The sequence below is a fragment of the Pseudomonas sp. ZL2 genome (assembly GCF_054788455.1).
The window spans coordinates 1-17,467 of sequence record NZ_JBGOGX010000026.1; the positions used below are offsets into that span (position 1 = coordinate 1).

General features: G+C 65.1%; 13 protein-coding genes and 1 pseudogene. 10 read left to right on the plus strand and 4 right to left on the minus strand.

Annotated features, from left to right (window positions below; translation table 11 throughout):
- Nucleotides 1-147: 147 nt before the first annotated feature.
- Nucleotides 148-582: pseudogene (locus tag ABM562_RS17430) on the minus strand (hemerythrin domain-containing protein); the annotation flags it as partial.
- A gap of 180 nt (nucleotides 583-762) precedes the next feature.
- On the opposite strand from ABM562_RS17430, the gene norR reads away from it, so the two are divergent.
- From norR to ubiT, 7 genes are all read left to right on the plus strand, one after another.
- Nucleotides 763-2,283, plus strand: coding sequence for a nitric oxide reductase transcriptional regulator NorR (gene norR / locus ABM562_RS17435; protein WP_460422813.1), 1,521 nt, complete (start codon nucleotides 763-765; stop codon nucleotides 2,281-2,283).
- A gap of 81 nt (nucleotides 2,284-2,364) precedes the next feature.
- On the plus strand, nucleotides 2,365-3,012 hold the full coding sequence (pdxH, locus tag ABM562_RS17440; RefSeq protein WP_115086367.1) for a pyridoxamine 5'-phosphate oxidase: 648 nt from the start codon (nucleotides 2,365-2,367) through the stop codon (nucleotides 3,010-3,012).
- A gap of 90 nt (nucleotides 3,013-3,102) precedes the next feature.
- Nucleotides 3,103-3,657, plus strand: a complete 555-nt coding sequence (gene moaB, locus ABM562_RS17445) for a molybdenum cofactor biosynthesis protein B (protein WP_115086368.1) — start codon at nucleotides 3,103-3,105, stop codon at nucleotides 3,655-3,657.
- A complete protein-coding gene (locus ABM562_RS17450; RefSeq protein WP_460422775.1) occupies nucleotides 3,654-4,889 on the plus strand; it encodes a molybdopterin molybdotransferase MoeA in 1,236 nt (411 codons plus the stop codon). The genes moaB and ABM562_RS17450 overlap by 4 nt, the downstream gene beginning before the upstream one ends.
- Before the next feature lie 133 nt (nucleotides 4,890-5,022).
- Nucleotides 5,023-6,018: a ubiquinone anaerobic biosynthesis protein UbiU gene (gene ubiU, locus ABM562_RS17455; protein WP_115086370.1), complete on the plus strand. Its 996-nt coding sequence runs from the start codon at nucleotides 5,023-5,025 to the stop codon at nucleotides 6,016-6,018.
- 10 nt (nucleotides 6,019-6,028) lie between these two features.
- Nucleotides 6,029-6,919, plus strand: a complete 891-nt coding sequence (locus ABM562_RS17460) for a U32 family peptidase (protein ID WP_115086371.1) — start codon at nucleotides 6,029-6,031, stop codon at nucleotides 6,917-6,919.
- On the plus strand, nucleotides 6,913-7,383 hold the full coding sequence (ubiT, locus tag ABM562_RS17465) for a ubiquinone anaerobic biosynthesis accessory factor UbiT (RefSeq protein WP_115086372.1): 471 nt from the start codon (nucleotides 6,913-6,915) through the stop codon (nucleotides 7,381-7,383). The genes ABM562_RS17460 and ubiT overlap by 7 nt, the downstream gene beginning before the upstream one ends.
- A 22-nt stretch (nucleotides 7,384-7,405) precedes the next feature.
- On the opposite strand, the gene ABM562_RS17470 is transcribed toward ubiT, so the two are convergent.
- The 3 genes from ABM562_RS17470 to ABM562_RS17480 all read right to left on the minus strand — a co-directional run bounded on the left by ABM562_RS17470 (nucleotide 7,406) and on the right by ABM562_RS17480 (nucleotide 10,625).
- A complete protein-coding gene (locus ABM562_RS17470) occupies nucleotides 7,406-8,083 on the minus strand; it encodes a Crp/Fnr family transcriptional regulator (RefSeq protein ID WP_115086373.1) in 678 nt (225 codons plus the stop codon).
- A gap of 95 nt (nucleotides 8,084-8,178) precedes the next feature.
- Nucleotides 8,179-8,826, minus strand: a complete 648-nt coding sequence (gene narL, locus ABM562_RS17475) for a two-component system response regulator NarL (protein WP_115086374.1) — start codon at nucleotides 8,824-8,826, stop codon at nucleotides 8,179-8,181.
- Nucleotides 8,823-10,625 carry a HAMP domain-containing protein gene (locus ABM562_RS17480; protein ID WP_115086375.1) on the minus strand — a complete coding sequence of 601 codons (1,803 nt, stop codon included), beginning with the start codon at nucleotides 10,623-10,625 and terminating at the stop codon, nucleotides 8,823-8,825. Before ABM562_RS17480 ends, narL begins: the two co-directional genes overlap by 4 nt.
- A 316-nt stretch (nucleotides 10,626-10,941) precedes the next feature.
- Here ABM562_RS17480 and ABM562_RS17485 point away from each other — a divergent pair, with 316 nt between their 5' ends.
- The 3 genes from ABM562_RS17485 (at nucleotide 10,942) to ABM562_RS17495 (ending at nucleotide 17,462) form a co-directional block, all read left to right on the plus strand.
- Nucleotides 10,942-12,237 carry an MFS transporter gene (locus ABM562_RS17485; protein ID WP_115086376.1) on the plus strand — a complete coding sequence of 432 codons (1,296 nt, stop codon included), beginning with the start codon at nucleotides 10,942-10,944 and terminating at the stop codon, nucleotides 12,235-12,237.
- On the plus strand, nucleotides 12,224-13,621 hold the full coding sequence (locus tag ABM562_RS17490; protein WP_115086377.1) for a NarK family nitrate/nitrite MFS transporter: 1,398 nt from the start codon (nucleotides 12,224-12,226) through the stop codon (nucleotides 13,619-13,621). The genes ABM562_RS17485 and ABM562_RS17490 overlap by 14 nt, the downstream gene beginning before the upstream one ends.
- Before the next feature lie 73 nt (nucleotides 13,622-13,694).
- The gene (locus tag ABM562_RS17495; protein ID WP_115086378.1) at nucleotides 13,695-17,462 is read left to right on the plus strand and encodes a nitrate reductase subunit alpha; all 3,768 of its coding nucleotides are present in this window, start codon (nucleotides 13,695-13,697) and stop codon (nucleotides 17,460-17,462) included.
- Nucleotides 17,463-17,467: the final 5 nt, after the last annotated feature.

Consider the following 17,467-nt stretch of genomic DNA (forward strand, 5'->3'; position numbering starts at 1 on the left):
CGCGCTCGATCGCTGGCAAGGCCAGCTCCCACAAGTCCGGCGTACACAGATCCATTGTAGGAGCGGGCTAGACCCGCGATGAGGCCGGTACAGCCAGCACATCAGGTGGCGTCTGGATTAAAGGCCAGCTCCCACAAAGGCCAGCCATCAAGCCAGTGCGTTGACGAACAGCACTTCGTTCTCCAGATGAATATGCTGCAGCAAATCCTCGCGAAATTCCGCCAGCCCACGGTACAGGGTACGCCATGTGTTGCAGGCACCTTCCGGCGCGCTGATGTCGTCGGTCAGCAAGCTCAAACGCTCCAGCGCCTCGCCATGCTGGTCATGCTCCAGGCGCATCACCTGGATCGGCGCCGAAGCCTGGCGACCCATGCCTCGTTGCAGTAAAGGGAACAGCACCTGTTCTTCCTTGAGCATGTGCCCTTCAAGTTCCTGCTGCATGTCCTGCAGGTGGTCGGCCAGGCCGTTGGGGCACTGGTCGTGGCCGCCGTGGACCTGCTCCACACGCCGGGCCAGGCGGATCAGTTCCGGCAGTTGCTGGCGGTGGCGGTCGTGGTAGCGCGAGAGGATGTGGGCGATCAGTTCGCTCGGGGACAGTGTCGGGTTCATCAGGGTTCCTGCTCTGGTTGCAAAGGATCCCCAGGGTGATTGCATCGCCCATGCCAGCTTTAATTGCCCGAAATCAAGGGCCATTACTGCAGTTGTGGTGAAATGTACCCGAATACCTCAGGGTAGCGATAACCACAGAGGGTGATGACTACCATGCTGCGTGAAAGCCTGGCCGCCGACCTGATCGTCGAGCTGCCCAATGCTGTGCGCTTGCAACGTCTGGTACAGACGCTGCGCGAATACTTCAACTGCGGCGCCGTCGGCCTGTTGCGTCTGGAGGGCGACAGCCTGCGCCCGCAGGCCTGCGTCGGCCTGGTCCACGAAGCCCTCGGCAGGTGCTTCGTGATCGCCCAGCATCCGCGCCTGGCAGCCATCATGGCCTCGCGCGAGCCGACCTGGTTCGAGCCCGACAGCCGCCTGCCGGACCCCTACGATGGCCTGCTCGACACGGCACTGCACGAACCCCTGGCAGTCCACGACTGCATGGGCGTCAGCCTCTATGTGGAGGGGCAGGTCTGGGGCGCGATCACCCTCGATGCGCTGCAGCCCGGAACCTTCGACAGCGATGCCCGCGATGAGCTCAAGCGCTGCACCCTGCAGATCGAAGCCGCCCTGCGGGTCACGCGTCTGGAGCAGGAAAACCGCAGCCTGCGCCTGTCGCGCAGCGAACCCCAGGACCTGCGCAGGCCCGTTGAAGAGGGTGAGATCCTAGGCCACAGCGCCGTGCTGCAGCAGTTGCTCAGCGAGATTGAAGTACTGGCCGACGCCGAGTTGCCGGTATTGCTGCTGGGCGAGACCGGGGTCGGCAAGGAGCTGTTCGCCCGTCGTCTGCATCGCTTGTCGCGGCGCAGCCACAAGCCGCTGATCCAGGTCAACTGCGCGGCCTTGCCCGAGTCCCTGGCCGAGAGCGAGTTGTTCGGCCATGTCAAAGGCGCATTCTCCGGCGCCAGCAGCGACCGCGCCGGGCGCTTCGATGCAGCCAATGGCGGCACGCTGTTTCTCGATGAAGTCGGCGAGCTGCCGCTGAGCGTTCAGGCCAAGCTGTTGCGCACCCTGCAGAACGGCGAGATCCAGCGCCTGGGCGCCGACAAGCCGCTGCACGTGGATGTGCGCATCATCGCCGCCACCAACCGGCACTTGCCGGACAGCATTCGCGACGGCCTGTTTCGTGCCGACCTGTACCATCGCCTGTCGGTGTACCCGTTGCCGATCCCGCCGCTACGCGAGCGTGGCAACGATGTGCTGATGATTGCCGGGCAGTTTCTCGAGCTCAACCGTACCCGCCTGGGCTTGCGTGGTTTACGCCTGTCGGCAGCGGCCGAGCGGGCGCTGCTGGCCTACCACTGGCCGGGTAATGTGCGCGAACTCGAGCATGTGATCAGTCGCGCCGCGCTCAAGCAACTGAGCCGCGAGGGCAGCCGCAACCTGATCATCACCCTGGAACCGCAGGTGCTTGACCTGGACAGCGCGCCGACAGTGACGCCGCAGCCGGACCCACAGGCAGAACCCGGTCTGCCGTTCGCATCCCTGAACGATGCCGTCGACGCCTGCCAGCGCCAGGCCATTGTCCAGGCCCTGCGCCTGAGCGGCGACAACTGGGCCAGCGCCGCGCGCTTGCTGGCGGTCGACCCGAGCAACCTGCACAAACTGGCCAGGCGTTTGCGCCTCAAGTAACGCCGTTAGCGTTGATGGTGATCAAGGTGCGGGCACGGTGGTGCTTACAGACTGCGCACAACTTCACAGGAGATCACCGCCATGCCGCTGTCCCTTGCCCAGATGCGTCGCAACTACACCCTCGGTGGCCTGCAGGAAGCTGAAGCGCCGCTCGACCCGCTGGCCCTGTTCGCGCAGTGGTTGCAGCAGGCGCGCGAAACCGAGCGCGAGCCGGTGGAGGCCAACAGCATGCACCTGGCCACCGTCGACCGCGAGGGCCGGCCGCACTGTCGGGTGCTGTTGCTCAAAGGCTTTGACGAGGGGGGCTTTACCTTTTTTGGCAATTACCAAAGTGCCAAGGGCCAGGAGCTGGCAGCCAACCCCTATGCGGCGATGACCTTCTTCTGGCCAGGGCTGGAGCGCCAGGTACGCATTGAAGGGCCGGTGACGCGGCTTGATCCGCAGCTCAGCGATGCCTACTTCGATTCGCGCCCCGAAGCCAGCCGCCTGGGTGCCTGGGCTTCGCCGCAAAGCCGGCCGCTGGCCGACCGTGGCGAACTGCAGGCCTTGCTGGCGCAGACCATCCGCCGCTTCGTCGAGCAACCGCTGCAGCGCCCCGAACACTGGGGCGGCTATTGCCTGACGCCTGAACGCATGGAGTTCTGGCAGGGCCGTGCCGACCGCCTGCATGACCGTCTCGACTACCGCAGCCGGGGCGGGCAATGGGCGCGCCAGCGCCTGGCACCCTGATCCCGAAGAGATACCTCCAAGGAGGAATAGGTTCGCCCAGCCTTTAGGTTCAGGCTTGGGCCCATCCACATTTCACGGGAAGCCCAGGCCATGGCCCATCTGGCGCAACGCACGTTTGAACCTCTGAACATCGCCGTGCTGACCATCAGCGACACGCGCACCTTCGACACCGACAGCTCCGGGCAGACCCTCATCGATCTGCTGCAGGCGGCTGGGCATGTGCTGGTCGAGCGCGACCTGGTCAAGGACGATATCTACCAGATCCGCGCCACGCTTTCGCGCTGGATCGCCGACCCTAAAGTGCAGGTGGTGCTGACCACCGGCGGCACCGGCTTTACCGCCCGCGACAACACCCCGCAAGCGGTACTGCCATTGCTCGACAAACACGTCGAAGGCTTTGGCGAGTTGTTCCGCCAGGTCTCGCTGGCCGAAATCGGCATGTCCAGCCTGCAGTCCCGTGCGTTGGCGGGCATGAGCAATGGCGTGCTGGTGTGCTGCGTGCCGGGGTCGCCCGGCGCCTGCCGCACCGCCTGGACGCAGATCCTGCATAGCCAGCTCGACAGCCGCACCGGCCCGTGCAATTTCGCCCCACACCTCAAGGCCCAGGCCGAGCAGGTCATCGAGGCCTGTGGAGCGCGGCCATGAGCGGCCGGGTATGCGACAGCGGCAAGCTGATCCCGGTCGACCAGGCCATCCGCCATTTGCTCGAACAGGCGCCACCGCCGCCCGCCGCACAGATGGTGTTGCTGGACAACGCCCTGGGCCGGGTGCTGGCGGTTGATATCCATGCCCCGCGCAGCCTGCCGGGCTGGGACAACAGCGCCATGGACGGTTTTGCCTTCAGGGCGGCCGACCTGCCAGCTGCTGGCGGCTGCCTGAACCTGGCCGGGCGCATCGCCGCCGGCCAGCAGGCCAGCACCGCGTTGCAGGCGGGGCAGGCGGTGCGGATCTTCACCGGTGCACCCTTGCCGCCTGGCGCCGACACTGTCGCCCCCCAGGAGCTGTGCCGGGTGGAGGGCGAGCAGGTCTGGCTGCCGGCCGCGAGCCTTGGCGATCACGTGCGCAAGGCCGGCGAGGAGGTGCGCGAGGGCCATCTGTTGCTGCAGGCCGGCAAGCGCCTGCGCGCCCAGGAACTGGGCCTGCTGGCGGCCTCGGGCGTCGCCTGGGTCGAGGTTCATCGGCCCTTGCGCATCGGCCTGCTGAGCAGCGGCGACGAGCTGCGCGAACCCGGCCAACCCCTGGCCCCGGGGCAGATCTACAACAGCAACCGCTATTGCCTGACGGCCTTGTTGCACGGCTGGGGCGTGGAGGTGCATGACTACGGGGTGATGGCCGACGAACTGGCGGCCAGCAAGCACGCGCTGAACCTGGCTGCGGCCGAGTGCGACTTGCTGCTGACCTCCGGTGGTGTTTCGGTGGGTGAGGAAGACCACCTCAAGCAGGCCATCCAGGACCTGGGCAGTGTCGACTTCTGGCGCCTGGCGATCCAGCCGGGCAAGCCCCTGGCCTTTGGCGAGGTGGCGGGCCGGCCGTGGATCGGCATGCCGGGCAACCCGGCAGCGGCACTGATCACTGCGCTGGTGGTGGTACGGCCATTCCTGCTGCGCGCCCAGGGCGTGCGCGATGTGCTGCCACGGCCCGTGACGCTGCCGGCGGGCTTCGACTGGCTGCAACGCAACAAGCGCCGCCAGTACCTGCGGGCGCGCTTGCTGCCCGAGGCCAACGGCCAGTCCAGCGTGCAACTGCACCCGCAGCAAAGCTCGGCGATGCTCAGCGCCGCCTGCTGGGCCGATGGCCTGGCGGTGGTGGAGTGCGAGCAACAGCTGCACAAGCACGACAGCGTGCAGTTCCTGTCATTTGCCGAGCTGATTCAGTGAGCGACCTTGATTGCCGTCAAGGCTCTACTGGGTGCGCTGGCTAGACTGGCAGCGCTTTTTCCAGTGCTCCGGGCCTGCGCGAATGTTTACCGCGCAGGCCAGTGGAGATAGGTTTCTTTGATGAGGAAAACCCATGCAACTGGTCTGCCCGGCAGGCAACCTGCCTGCGCTCAAAGCCGCGGTGCGCCAAGGCGCCGATGCGGTCTACGTCGGCTTTCGCGATGACACCAACGCCCGGCATTTCGCCGGCCTGAACATGGACGACAAGCAGTTCGACGCGGCTGTTGCCCATATCCGCCAACACCAACGCAAGCTCTATGTCGCGGTCAATACCTATCCGCAACCCCAGGGCTGGGAGCGTTGGCAGCGGGCGGTGGACCGCGCCGCCGACCATGGCGTCGACGCGTTGATCGCCGCTGACCCCGGCGTGCTTGGCTACGCGGCCCAGCGCCACCCGCAGTTGAGCCTGCACCTCTCGGTGCAAGGCTCGGCCACCAATGCCAGCGCCCTGGCGTTCTACGTCCAGCACTACAACATCCGCCGCGCCGTGTTGCCGCGGGTGCTGTCGCTGGCCCAGGTGCGCCAGGTGGCGGCCAACAGCACGGTGCCCATCGAGGTCTTCGCCTTCGGCAGCCTGTGCATCATGGCCGAAGGGCGTTGCCATTTGTCGTCGTACATCACCGGCGAGTCGCCGAACCTGTGCGGCGTCTGCTCGCCGGCCAAGGCCGTGCGCTGGAGCGAAGACGCCGAGGGTTTGAGTGCGCGCCTGAGCGAAGTGCTGATCGACCGCTATCAAGCAGATGAACCCGCCGGTTACCCGACCCTGTGCAAGGGCCGTTTTATGGTCGATGGCAAGCGCTTCCACGCCCTGGAAGAGCCCACCAGCCTCGACACCCTCGACCTGCTGCCGGAGCTCGCCGCCATGGGCGTCGAGGCGGTGAAGATCGAGGGCCGCCAGCGCAGCCCGGCCTATGTCGAACAGGTCACCCAGGTCTGGCGCGCCGCGCTCGACGCCCATCGCCTGGCGCCGCAACGCTTCACGGTCAAGGACCAGTGGCGCCAGGTGCTGGCCGGTTTGTCCGAAGGCAGCCAGACCACCCTGGGTGCTTACCATCGATCATGGCAATGAGGGACTGGACATGAAGCTCAGCCTGGGACCCGTCCTGTATTACTGGGACAAGGAACAATTGGGGCGTTTCTACAGCGAAATGTCGGCCTTGCCCCTGGATGTGATTTATCTGGGTGAAACCGTGTGTTCGAAGCGCCGGGCGATGAACCTCGACCACTGGCTTGGCCTGGGCCGCGAGCTGCAGGCCTGTAGCCCGGCGCAGATCGTGCTGTCGGGCCTGACCTTGATCGAGGCCGCGTCCGAGCTCTCCAGCCTGCGCCGTTTGTGCGACAACGGCGAACTGCTGGTGGAAGCCAACGACATGGGCGCGGTGCAGTACCTGGCCGAGCGCAAGCTGCCATTTGTGGCCGGGCCGGCGCTCAACCTGTACAACGGCCACGCCCTGGCCAAGCTGCTCGAGTGCGGGATGATCCGCTGGGTGCCGCCGGTGGAGTGTTCGGCGGCGCTGATCCGCGCGGTGCTCGACCAGGCCGCCGAGCTGGGCTGTGAACTGCCGCAGGTTGAAGTCTTTGCCTATGGGCATCTGCCGCTGGCTTACTCAGCGCGCTGCTTTACCGCGCGGGCAGAAAACCGGCCCAAGGACGATTGCCAGTTCTGCTGCATCAATTACCCCGACGGCCTGGCCCTGAGCAGCCAGGAAGGCCAGGCGCTGTTCACCCTGAACGGCATCCAGACCATGTCGGCCGAGGTCACCAACCTGCTGGCCGACTATCCGGGCCTTGAAGCCTGCGGCGCCGATCTGTTGCGCCTGAGCCCGCGGGCCCAGGGCATGGTCGAGGTGGTTGAGGCTTTTGCCCGGGTGCGCCAGGGCGAGGCGCCGCCGTTGTTTGTCGAGGGTTGCAACGGCTACTGGCACGGCCAGGCGGGCATGTTGCGGGTCGAGGAGGTGGGCCTGTGCTGAACCGCACGCAATGGCTGTTGAAAGGTGCCGACCGGGTGCTGCCGCTGATCCGCCGGGTGCCGTTCGTGATCCAGCGGGTGGCCCTGCAGCAGGCGCTTAACCGCTGCCTGGCCGAGCCTTTGCGCGACGGCGAGTTCGACCTGCTGCGTGGGCGCTGGTTGTGCCTGCGCATCCCCGACCTGGACCTGGCCTGGTACCTGACCCGCAACCGCGATGGCCTGCAGATCGCCGAGCGGGCCAAGGCCGACGTGACCATTCGCGGCAACTGGCGCGAGTTCCTCTTGCTGGCCAGCCGTCAGGAAGACCCGGACACGCTGTTCTTCCGCCGCCGCCTGGTGATCGAGGGCGACACCGAGCTGGGCCTGACCCTGAAGAACCTGATCGACAGCCTCGACCCCGAGGTGTTGCCGGTGTGGTTGTGGCGCAACCTGGAGCGGGCCGGCAAGGGCCTGGCGGCCTGTTGAGGGCAGGGCCGGCTACCCCGGGCTATCCCGAGTAGTCGGCCAGCTCATCGGCGGCGAGGATATGGATGCTGCGCCGCTCCATGGCGATCAGGCCGCGCTCCACCAGGCGATGCAGGGTGCGCGAAAAGGTCTCCGGCTGGATGCCCAGTTTGGAGGCCACCAGGCGCTTGGACACCTGCAGCTCGACCCGGCCACTGTCCGGGTCGCATTCCTGCAGCAGGAAGTTGATCACCCGCCGGCTGGCACTGGCCGAGGTCAGCGTGTCGATGTCCTTGAGGCGCTGGTGCAGGTGGATGCTCATGCTCGCCAGAATGGCCAGGCACACCTGCGGCTGGTCTTCCAGGGCATTACGGTAATGGCCGCCGTCGATGCTGATCAGCACGCAGTCCTTGAGCGCCGTGGCCGTCACCGGGTAGCTGCGCGCCTGGCTGAACAGCAGCGCTTCGGCAAAGGTCTGGCCCGGCTGGATGATCTCCACCAGGTGCTCCTGGCCCTCGGCACTGAGCCGGTACAGCTTGATCTGGCCACTGACCAGCAGGAAAAAACGCTTGGCCGGATCGCCCTGGTGCATGAGCGTGTCATGACAGCTCAGGCGCCGGAGCATGGCCAGGCCGCAGACAGCTTCGAAGACTTTGTCCGGCAGTTGGCTGAACAGGTGGTGGCGACGTAAAACCAGAACGGTAGAAGGGTGGGTCAGCATGGCGTACCTCCGCTGGCGCCTATGGTAAAACCCGCGGCGCCGGCGGCCTATGCCTCTGCCGGTCTACCTCCAAAGGGGCAGTCGGCAAAAGGGGCTCAGGCGCTTTGGCGCAGGTGCTCCATGGCCCACACCGCCGCTTCCACCCGCGAGCGCAGGCCGAGCTTGTGCAGCAGGTTCTTCACATGCACCTTGACCGTACCTTCGGTGATGCCCAGCTTGTGCCCGATGACCTTGTTGCTGTAGCCGCTGGCGATGGTTTTCAGTACCTGGCGCTCGCGTTCGGTCAGTTCTACTTCCGGCTGGCGCGGTGGTGAGCGCAGGGCCTGGGCCATGACCCGGGTCAGGCCGGGGCTGATCACCAGGGCGCCGTTCATGGCGTCGCGGATGTACTGGATCAGCAGTTCCGGTTCCATGTCCTTGAGCAGGTAGCCGTCGGCGTCCAGGCGCAAGGCATCGCGAATGTCGTCTTCGGCATCGGACACGGTGAACAGCAGTACCTTGCCGGCAAAGCCCTGGCTGCGCAGGTGGCGCAGGGTTTCGATGCCGTTCATCTGCGGCATGTTGTTATCGAGCAGGACCAGGTCCGGTTGCAGTGTCGGGATCAAGGCCAGGGCTTCTTCGCCGTGGCTGGCTTCGCCGACGATTTCGAAGTCGTCTTCCAGTTCGAGCATCTGGCGAATGCCGCGGCGCATCATCGGGTGGTCGTCGACCAGTAATATCCGGTAGCGCGGGGAGGGGGTCATACAGGGTTACCTTCTGTCAGGTGCCCGAGAAACTCCGGGCGAAATTCCATCTGGACCCGGGTGCCTTGCGGCTCCCGGCCAACAATCTGCAACTGGCCGCGCAGGCTGCGGGCGCGTTCGTCCATGATGTTCAGGCCGTGGTGTTCGCGCAGGTCGTGGGTACCGCTGAAGCCGCGGCCATCGTCCTCGATCGACAGGCAGACGTTCTCGCCATGCTGGCGCAACTGCAGCCAGGCGTTCTGCGCGTGGGCGTGGCGCAGGCAGTTGGACAGCGCCTCGCGGGTGATCTGCAGGATGTGGATCTGCTCGCTGGCCGACAGTTCGAAGGCCAGGCTGTCGACATGCAGGTGCACCTGGAATTCGCCCCGGCGGGAGAACTCCTCGGCGGTGTCCTTGAGCTCCTGCACCAGCCCGGCATCGTGGATCTGCAGGCGAAAGGTGGTGAGCAGTTCGCGCAACTGGCGGTAAGCGTTGTTCAAGCCTTCGCGCAGCTCGGCGGTGACGTTCTCCAGGGTCGCCACCGGCTCGCCACGGCGCATCAGCGTTTGCATGCGGCTGACTTGCAGCTTCATGTACGACAGCGCCTGGGCCAGGGAGTCGTGCAGCTCGCGGGCGATGATTGCGCGCTCTTCGAGCAGCACCAGGCGGTGGTCCTGTTCGCGCTGGCGTTTGAGCGACAGCGAGGTGCCGATCAGGTTGGCCAGGGCCTGGATCAGTTCGGTCTCCCAGGCTTGCGGCTCGTGGCCGTCGATAAAGTGCGCCTTCAGCTCGCCTAGGGTGCTGCCCTGGTTGCTGATGCTGAAGGTGTGGCGGTTGGTGCGCTGGTGCCGTTGGCAACTGGCGCAATCGCTGCTGGCGCAGATCTTGCGGCTGTCGGCGCCATGCAGGGCCAGCAGTTGCTGGGCCGGGGCCTGCAACTGGCCTTGCAGGCACAGCGACAGGCGCAGGCCCGGCAAGCGCTGCTGGAAGCGGCGGATCAGCTCATCGAGGCCCTCGGCGTTGGCCAGCCGCGTGGCCAGGCTGCGGCTGCTTTGGTACAGCAGCTCCAGGGCGGCGTTGGCCTGCTGCAGGTTGAGGGTTTTATGCTGCACCTGGGTTTCCAGGGTGCGGTGGGATTGTTCGATGGTTTCGGCCATGGCGTTGAAGCTGGTGGCCAGCTCGCCGAGCTCGTCTTCGGACTGGTGATTGACCCGTGCCTGGAACTCGCCGCGGCGAAAGCGCTGGGTGGCATCCACCAGTTCCTTCAACGGCGTGATCACGTTGTATTGCAATTCATACAGGCCGAACAGCAGGACGATCATGGTGGTGAACAGCGCCGCACCCTGGATCACTTGCTGCCAGCCCTGTTTATGTTCGCTCTGGCGTTGCAGCAGGCTGACGAACTGGTTGAGCTGGTTGACGAAGGGCAGGGTGCTGGCCTGAAAGCCGGCGGCGTCGCCACGCTGCAAGGCGGGCAGCAAGGTTTGCTGCCAGTAGTCCTGCAATTGCTGGTAACTGGCCTGCAGCTCGAGGTTCTTGCCGTCTTCGAGCACCGCTTCCAGTGCCGGGCTGTTGAGCCGCTGCTGCAGGCTGTCGCGGATGCGCTCGAGCTCGACGGGTTCGGCCCCGGCGGCCAGCTTCCAGCTCAGGTGGTAGGTCTCCATGCGCACGGAACCGGCGGTGTTGATCGCCGCCGCATCGCCCTGGCTGAACCAGGCGATCAATCCGGCGCTGAGCGAACTGGCCAGGGCCAGCACGGCGATCAGGATCACCGCCAGGCCCGCGCGCGCGGGCAGCGAACTGCGCAGCCAGCCGATCATGGACGGCAGCCGGGGGCAAGAAGGGGAAAACGGCACATGGAGCACTCCAAGGTGTTGCAGCTGATCGTTTCGCAGCCTGTCCCTGGCGCTCTACCTCTAAAGAGTTTGCAACTGCCAGTTTTACCGCCAAACCAGGTGGAAAACTGACAACACCCTGATAAACAAAGGGTTTAGAGGTTTTTCGGCTCTACCTCGTTGGAGGTAGGCAGTGCAAGCATAGGCCTATGAGCGCCAGGGCTTCTTTGATCGGCGTCAAGTTTTATCGGGGTTTGCCTCTCTAGTCTGCGGGCCATGGCTACCTGACTGGAGACCCGAGATGACTCAACCGCGAATACGCCAAGGCCTGGTGCTGGGCATGAGTACGCTGGCCTTCACCGTCTGCTTCATGGTCTGGATGATGTTTGCCGTGCTAGGCGTACCGATCAAGGACCTGCTCCAGCTCAACGAAACCCAGTTCGGCCTGCTGGCCGCCACCCCGGTGCTGACCGGCTCGCTGGTGCGCCTGCCGCTGGGCATGCTCACCGACCGCTTCGGCGGGCGCAGCGTGTTCTTCTTGCTGATGCTGGCCTGCGTGCTGCCGCTGTACCTGATCAGCCACGCCACGGCTTACTGGCAGTTCCTGGTGCTGGGCTTGTTCGTCGGCCTTGCCGGCGGCTCGTTCTCGGTGGGCATTGCCTACGTTGCCAAGTGGTTCGAACAAGACAACCAGGGCCTGGCCATGGGCATCTTCGGCGCCGGCAACGCCGGGGCGGCGGTGACCAAGTTCCTCGCCCCGGCGCTGATTGCCGCCGGCAGCTGGCAGCTGGTACCGAAAGTGTTCAGCGCCATCCTGTTCATCACCGCCGTGCTGTTCTGGTTTCTCAGCGCCGAAAACAAGGCCCATCGCAGTGCCAGCGGCGCGAGCCTGAGCGAACAGCTCAAGGCCCTGGCCGAACCTGCGGTGTGGCGCTACTGCCAGTACTACTCGATCGTCTTCGGCGGCTACGTGGCCCTGGCGCTGTGGATGACCAAGTACTACGTCCAGGAATATGGCTTCAGCCTGCAAAGCGCAGCGCTGCTGGCCGCCTGCTTCTCGTTGCCGGGCGGCGTGCTGCGCGCGGTCGGCGGCTGGATGTCGGACCGCTGGGGCGCGCAGAGCGTGACCTGGTGGGTGCTGTGGGTGAGCTGGATCTGCCTGTTCCTGCTGTCGTACCCGCAAACCCAGCTGCAGGTGCAGACCATCAACGGCCCGCTGGACTTTCACATTGGCCTGAACCCGGCGCTGTTTACCGTGCTGCTGTTCGTCATGGGCATCGCCTTCGCCTTCGGCAAGGCCTCGGTGTTCAAGTACATCGCCAACGACTACCCGCAGAACATGGGCGCAGTGTCCGGCATCGTCGGCCTGGCCGGTGGCCTGGGCGGCTTCATCCTGCCGATCCTGTTCGGCGCGCTGGTCGACCTCACCGGCGTGCGTTCCTCCTGCTTCATGTTGATGTACGGCGTGGTCTGGGTGTCGCTCACCTGGATGTACTTCAGCGAAATCCGCAAGCGCCCGCTGCTGGGCAAACAGCCTCCAGCGGCCGCCTCCCCGTTTTCCAGCATTGCCCAAGGAGAAGACCATGTCGGTTCTTAACACGCCTGACAAAGGCCCGGTGATTCACGACTGGCGCCCGGAAGATCCCGCGTTCTGGGGCCGTAGCGGCAAGAAGACCGCCACCCGCAACCTGTGGATCTCGATTCCCGCACTGCTGCTGGCCTTTGCCGTGTGGATGGTGTGGAGCACGGTGATCGTGCGCCTGAACGCCATCGGCTTTACTTTCAGCACCGACCAGCTGTTCTGGCTGGCGGCCTTGCCGGGGCTCTCGGGGGCGACCTTCCGGGTGTTCTATTCGTTCATGGTGCCGATCTTCGGCGGCCGGCGCTGGACCGCCCTGAGCACCGCCTCGCTGCTGGCGCCATCGCTGTGGATGGGCTTTGCCGTGCAAGACCCGAGCACGCCCTACAGCGTGTTCGTGATGATTGCGCTGCTGTGCGGCTTTGGCGGCGGCAACTTCGCCTCGAGCATGTCCAACATCAGTTTCTTCTACCCCAAGTCGCAGCAGGGCACGGCCCTGGGCCTGAATGCCGGCCTGGGTAACCTTGGCGTCTCGGTGATGCAGTTCTGCGTACCGCTGGTGATCACCTTCGGCCTGTTCGGCGTGCTCGGTGGCCAGCCGCAGGTGCTGGCCGATGGCGGTCAGCTGTGGCTGCAGAACGCCGGTTTCATCTGGGTGCCGTTCATCATCATCGTCACCTTGCTGGCCTGGTTCGGCATGAATGACCTGTCCAGCGCCAAGGCCTCGTTCAGCGAGCAGGCGGTGATCTTCAAGCGCAAGCACAACTGGCTGATGTGCTGGTTGTACCTGGCCACCTTCGGCTCGTTCATCGGCTTCTCGGCCGCCTTTCCGCTGCTGATCAAGACCGCCTTCCCGCAGGTCAACGCCCTGACGTTCGCCTTCCTCGGCCCGCTGGTCGGCGCCCTGGTACGGCCGCTGGGTGGCTGGCTGGCGGACAAGCTCGGCGGCGCACGGGTGACCCTGTGGAACTTCGTGCTGATGATCGTCATGGTCTTCGGCGTGCTGGCGTTCATCCCCCAGCAGGGCGAGAGCGGCAACTTCTACGGCTTCCTCGGCATGTTCATGCTGCTGTTCATCACCACCGGCATCGGCAACGGTTCGACCTTCCGCATGATCCCGGTGATCTTCCGCACCCTGCACGAACAGGCTGCCAGCGGCAAAGGCGCCGCCGCCCGCGAACAGGCGCTGAAAAACGCCGGCAAGGAATCGGCCGCGGTACTCGGCTTCAGTTCGGCCATGGGTGCCTTCGGCGCGTTCTTCATTCCCAAGACCTTCGGCACTTCCATGGCCCTGACCGGTAGCCCGCAGATGGCCTTCTACATGTTCGTCGGTTTTTACCTGAGCTGCATCGTCGTGACCTGGTGGTGGTACGCGCGCAAAGGCGCCGCGACGCCCTGCTGACAGAACCCCGAATTCACACCTTGCCCGGGCGGGGCACAGAACCCCGCAGCAGCAAGCCTGAGAGGAAAGCACCATGAGTCATCTACTGGATCAACTGCGGTTCTTCAATCGCAAGCAAGGCGAGTTTGCCGACGGTCATGGCGAGACCCGCAAAGAGTCGCGCGACTGGGAGAACGTCTACCGTTCGCGCTGGCAGTACGACAAGATCGTGCGCTCCACCCACGGGGTCAACTGCACCGGCTCCTGCTCGTGGAAGATCTACGTGAAGAACGGCCTGATTACCTGGGAAACCCAGCAGACCGACTACCCGCGTACCCGCAACGACCTGCCCAACCACGAGCCGCGCGGCTGCCCGCGGGGTGCCAGCTACAGCTGGTACATCTACAGCGCCAACCGCCTGAAGTACCCGAAGATCCGCAAGCCGCTGCTCAAGCTGTGGCGCGAGGCGCGCCAGAGCCTGGCGCCGGTCGAAGCCTGGGCGAGCATTGTCGAGAACAAGGCCAAGGCCGACAGCTACAAGAGCAAGCGCGGCATGGGCGGCTTCATTCGCTCCAGCTGGGATGAAGTCACCGAGATCATCGCTGCCGCCAACGTCTACACCATCAAGCAGTACGGCCCCGACCGGGTGGTGGGCTTCTCGCCGATCCCGGCGATGTCGATGGTCAGCTACGCCGCCGGTGCCCGTTACCTGTCGCTGCTGGGCGGCACCTGCCTGAGCTTCTACGACTGGTACTGCGACCTGCCGCCGGCCTCGCCAATGGTCTGGGGCGAGCAGACCGACGTGCCGGAGTCGGCCGACTGGTACAACTCCAACTACATCATCGCCTGGGGCTCGAACGTTCCGCAGACCCGTACCCCCGACGCGCATTTTTTCACCGAGGTGCGCTACAAGGGCACCAAGACCGTGGCCATCACCCCCGACTATTCGGAAGTGGCCAAGCTCACCGACCTCTGGCTCAACCCCAAGCAGGGCACCGACGCCGCCCTGGCCCAGGCCTTCAACCATGTGATCTTCAAAGAGTTTCACCTGGACCAGCCAAGCGCCTATTTCACCGATTACGCCAAGCGCTACACCGACCTGCCGGTACTGGTGCTGCTCAAGCCGATGCTCGGTACCGCGCCGGGCAACGGTTATCAGCCGGACCGCTTCCTGCGTGCCTCTGACCTGGCCGACAACCTTGGCCAGGACAACAACCCGGAATGGAAAACCATCGCCGTCAATGCCGACGGCGAGCTGGTCTCGCCCCAGGGCTCGATCGGCTACCGCTGGGGCGAGCAGGGCAAGTGGAACATCCTGGCCCGTGAGGGTGGCGAAGGCCGCGAGATCGACCTGACCCTGAGCCTGATGGGTGGCGATGTTGCCGAAGTGGCCTTCCCGTACTTTGCCGGCGAAAGCCACGAGCACTTCCAGCATGTCGCCGGTGACGCCGTGCAGTACCGCCGCGTACCGGTGCGCAGCCTGACCCTGGCCGACGGCAGCCAGGCCAAGGTGGCCACGGTGTTCGACCTGTCGGCGGCCAACCTGGCCATCGACCGTGGCCTGGGCGGCGCCAACGTGGCCCGCGACTACGATGACGCCAGCGTGCCCGGCACGCCGGCCTGGCAGGAGCAGATCACCGGCGTCAGCCGCGAGAAAGCCATCCAGATCGCCCGCGAGTTCGCCGACAACGCCGACAAGACCCGTGGCCGCTCGATGATCATCGTCGGCGCGGCGATGAACCACTGGTACCACATGGACATGAACTACCGCGGGCTGATCAACATGCTCATGCTCTGCGGTTGTGTCGGCCAGACCGGTGGCGGCTGGGCCCACTACGTCGGCCAGGAGAAACTGCGCCCGCAGTGCGGCTGGCTGCCCCTGGCCTTCGGCCTGGACTGGAGCCGGCCGCCACGGCAGATGAACGGCACCAGCTTCTTCTACGCCCACAGCTCGCAATGGCGCCACGAGAAGATGAGCATGCACGACGTGCTCTCGCCGCTGGCCGACAAGCGCGAGTTCCCCGAACACGCCCTGGACTACAACATCCGCGCCGAACGCGCCGGCTGGCTGCCCAGCGCGCCGCAGCTCAACACCAACCCGCTGCACATCTGCCGCGACGCCGCCGCTGCCGGCATGGCGCCCAAGGACTACGTGGTCAAGGGCCTGCACGAAGGCAGCCTGCGCTTTGCCTGCGAGCAGCCGGACAACCCGGTCAACTTCCCGCGCAACATGTTCATCTGGCGTTCCAACCTGCTGGGCTCGTCGGGCAAGGGCCACGAGTACATGCTCAAGTACCTGCTGGGCACCCGCAACGGCGTGATGAACGAAGACATCGGCCAGGTCGGCGACTGCAAGCCGCAAGAGGCCGAATGGGTCGACGAGGGCGCTATCGGCAAGCTCGACCTGGTCACCACCCTGGATTTCCGCATGTCTTCGACCTGCGTGTACTCCGACATCGTCCTGCCGACCGCAACCTGGTACGAGAAGGACGACATGAACACTTCGGACATGCACCCGTTCATCCACCCGCTGTCGGCAGCCATTGATCCGGCCTGGGAATCGCGTTCGGACTGGGAGATCTACAAGGGCATCGCCAAGGCCTTCTCGGCCATGGCCGAAGGGCACCTGGGCATTGAGCAGGACCTGGTCACCGTGCCGCTGATGCATGACAGCGTCGGCGAACTGGCCCAGCCGTTTGGCGGCACCGACTGGAAAACCGCCGGTGTCGCCCCGCAGCCGGGCAAGAACGCGCCGAACCTGCAGGTGGTCGAGCGTGATTACCCGAACATCTACAAGCAGTTCACCTCGCTGGGCCCGCTGCTGGAAAAACTCGGCAACGGCGGCAAGGGCATCAACTGGAACACCGATGAGGAAGTGAAATTCCTCGGTGAGCTGAACTACCGCGAAGTCGAGGCGGGCATCAGCCAGGGCCGGCCGAAAATCGACACCGCCATCGACGCCGCCGAGGTGATCCTCTCGCTGGCGCCGGAAACCAACGGCCATGTCGCAGTCAAGGCCTGGGCGGCACTGTCGCAGTTCACCGGCATCGACCACAGCCACCTGGCGCTGTCCAAGGCCCACGAAGCGATCCGCTTTCGCGATATCCAGGCGCAGCCGCGCAAGATCATCTCCAGCCCGACCTGGTCGGGGCTCGAAGACGATCACGTCAGCTACAACGCCGGCTACACCAACGTTCACGAGAACATCCCGTGGCGGACCATCACCGGCCGCCAGCAGTTCTACCAGGATCACCCGTGGATGCAGGCGTTCGGCGAGCAGTTGATGAGCTACCGGCCACCGGTCAACACCCGCACCATCGCCGGGGTGAAAGGCAAGCGCAGCAACGGCGAGACCGAGATCGTTCTCAACTGGATCACCCCGCACCAGAAGTGGGGCATCCACAGCACCTACAGCGACAACCTGCTGATGCTCACCCTCAGCCGTGGCGGGCCGATCGTCTGGCTCTCGGAAATCGACGCGAAGAAGGCCGGCATCGAGGACAACGACTGGATCGAGTGCTTCAACGCCAACGGCGCGCTGACCGCGCGGGCGGTGGTCAGCCAGCGGGTCAAGGAGGGCATGGTGATGATGTACCACGCTCAGGAACGGATCGTGAACGTGCCGGGCGCCGAGACCACCAAGACCCGCGGCGGCCACCACAACTCGGTCACCCGCGTGGTGCTCAAGCCGACCCACATGATCGGCGGTTATGCCCAACAGGCCTATGGCTTCAACTATTACGGCACGGTCGGCTGCAACCGCGACGAATTCGTCGTGGTGCGCAAGATGGCCAAGGTCGACTGGCTCGACGGTTCGCGCGGCGATGAGCTGCCAGGTCCGCTGCCGACCGAGATGGAATAAGGAGT

What these genes read in the sequence shown, in the direction of transcription:
- ubiU (WP_115086370.1), top strand. Translation starts at nt 5,023, where the DNA reads ATGCAACTGGTCTGCCCGGCAGGCAACCTGCCTGCGCTCAAAGCCGCG.
- ABM562_RS17485 (WP_115086376.1), top strand. Translation starts at nt 10,942, where the DNA reads ATGACTCAACCGCGAATACGCCAAGGCCTGGTGCTGGGCATGAGTACG.
- ABM562_RS17470 (WP_115086373.1), bottom strand. Translation starts at nt 8,083, where the DNA reads ATGCTGACCCACCCTTCTACCGTTCTGGTTTTACGTCGCCACCACCTG.
- narL (WP_115086374.1), bottom strand. Translation starts at nt 8,826, where the DNA reads ATGACCCCCTCCCCGCGCTACCGGATATTACTGGTCGACGACCACCCG.
- pdxH (WP_115086367.1), top strand. Translation starts at nt 2,365, where the DNA reads ATGCCGCTGTCCCTTGCCCAGATGCGTCGCAACTACACCCTCGGTGGC.
- ABM562_RS17490 (WP_115086377.1), top strand. Translation starts at nt 12,224, where the DNA reads ATGTCGGTTCTTAACACGCCTGACAAAGGCCCGGTGATTCACGACTGG.
- norR (WP_460422813.1), top strand. Translation starts at nt 763, where the DNA reads ATGCTGCGTGAAAGCCTGGCCGCCGACCTGATCGTCGAGCTGCCCAAT.
- ABM562_RS17480 (WP_115086375.1), bottom strand. Translation starts at nt 10,625, where the DNA reads ATGATCGGCTGGCTGCGCAGTTCGCTGCCCGCGCGCGCGGGCCTGGCG.
- ABM562_RS17450 (WP_460422775.1), top strand. Translation starts at nt 3,654, where the DNA reads ATGAGCGGCCGGGTATGCGACAGCGGCAAGCTGATCCCGGTCGACCAG.
- moaB (WP_115086368.1), top strand. Translation starts at nt 3,103, where the DNA reads ATGGCCCATCTGGCGCAACGCACGTTTGAACCTCTGAACATCGCCGTG.
- ABM562_RS17495 (WP_115086378.1), top strand. Translation starts at nt 13,695, where the DNA reads ATGAGTCATCTACTGGATCAACTGCGGTTCTTCAATCGCAAGCAAGGC.
- ABM562_RS17460 (WP_115086371.1), top strand. Translation starts at nt 6,029, where the DNA reads ATGAAGCTCAGCCTGGGACCCGTCCTGTATTACTGGGACAAGGAACAA.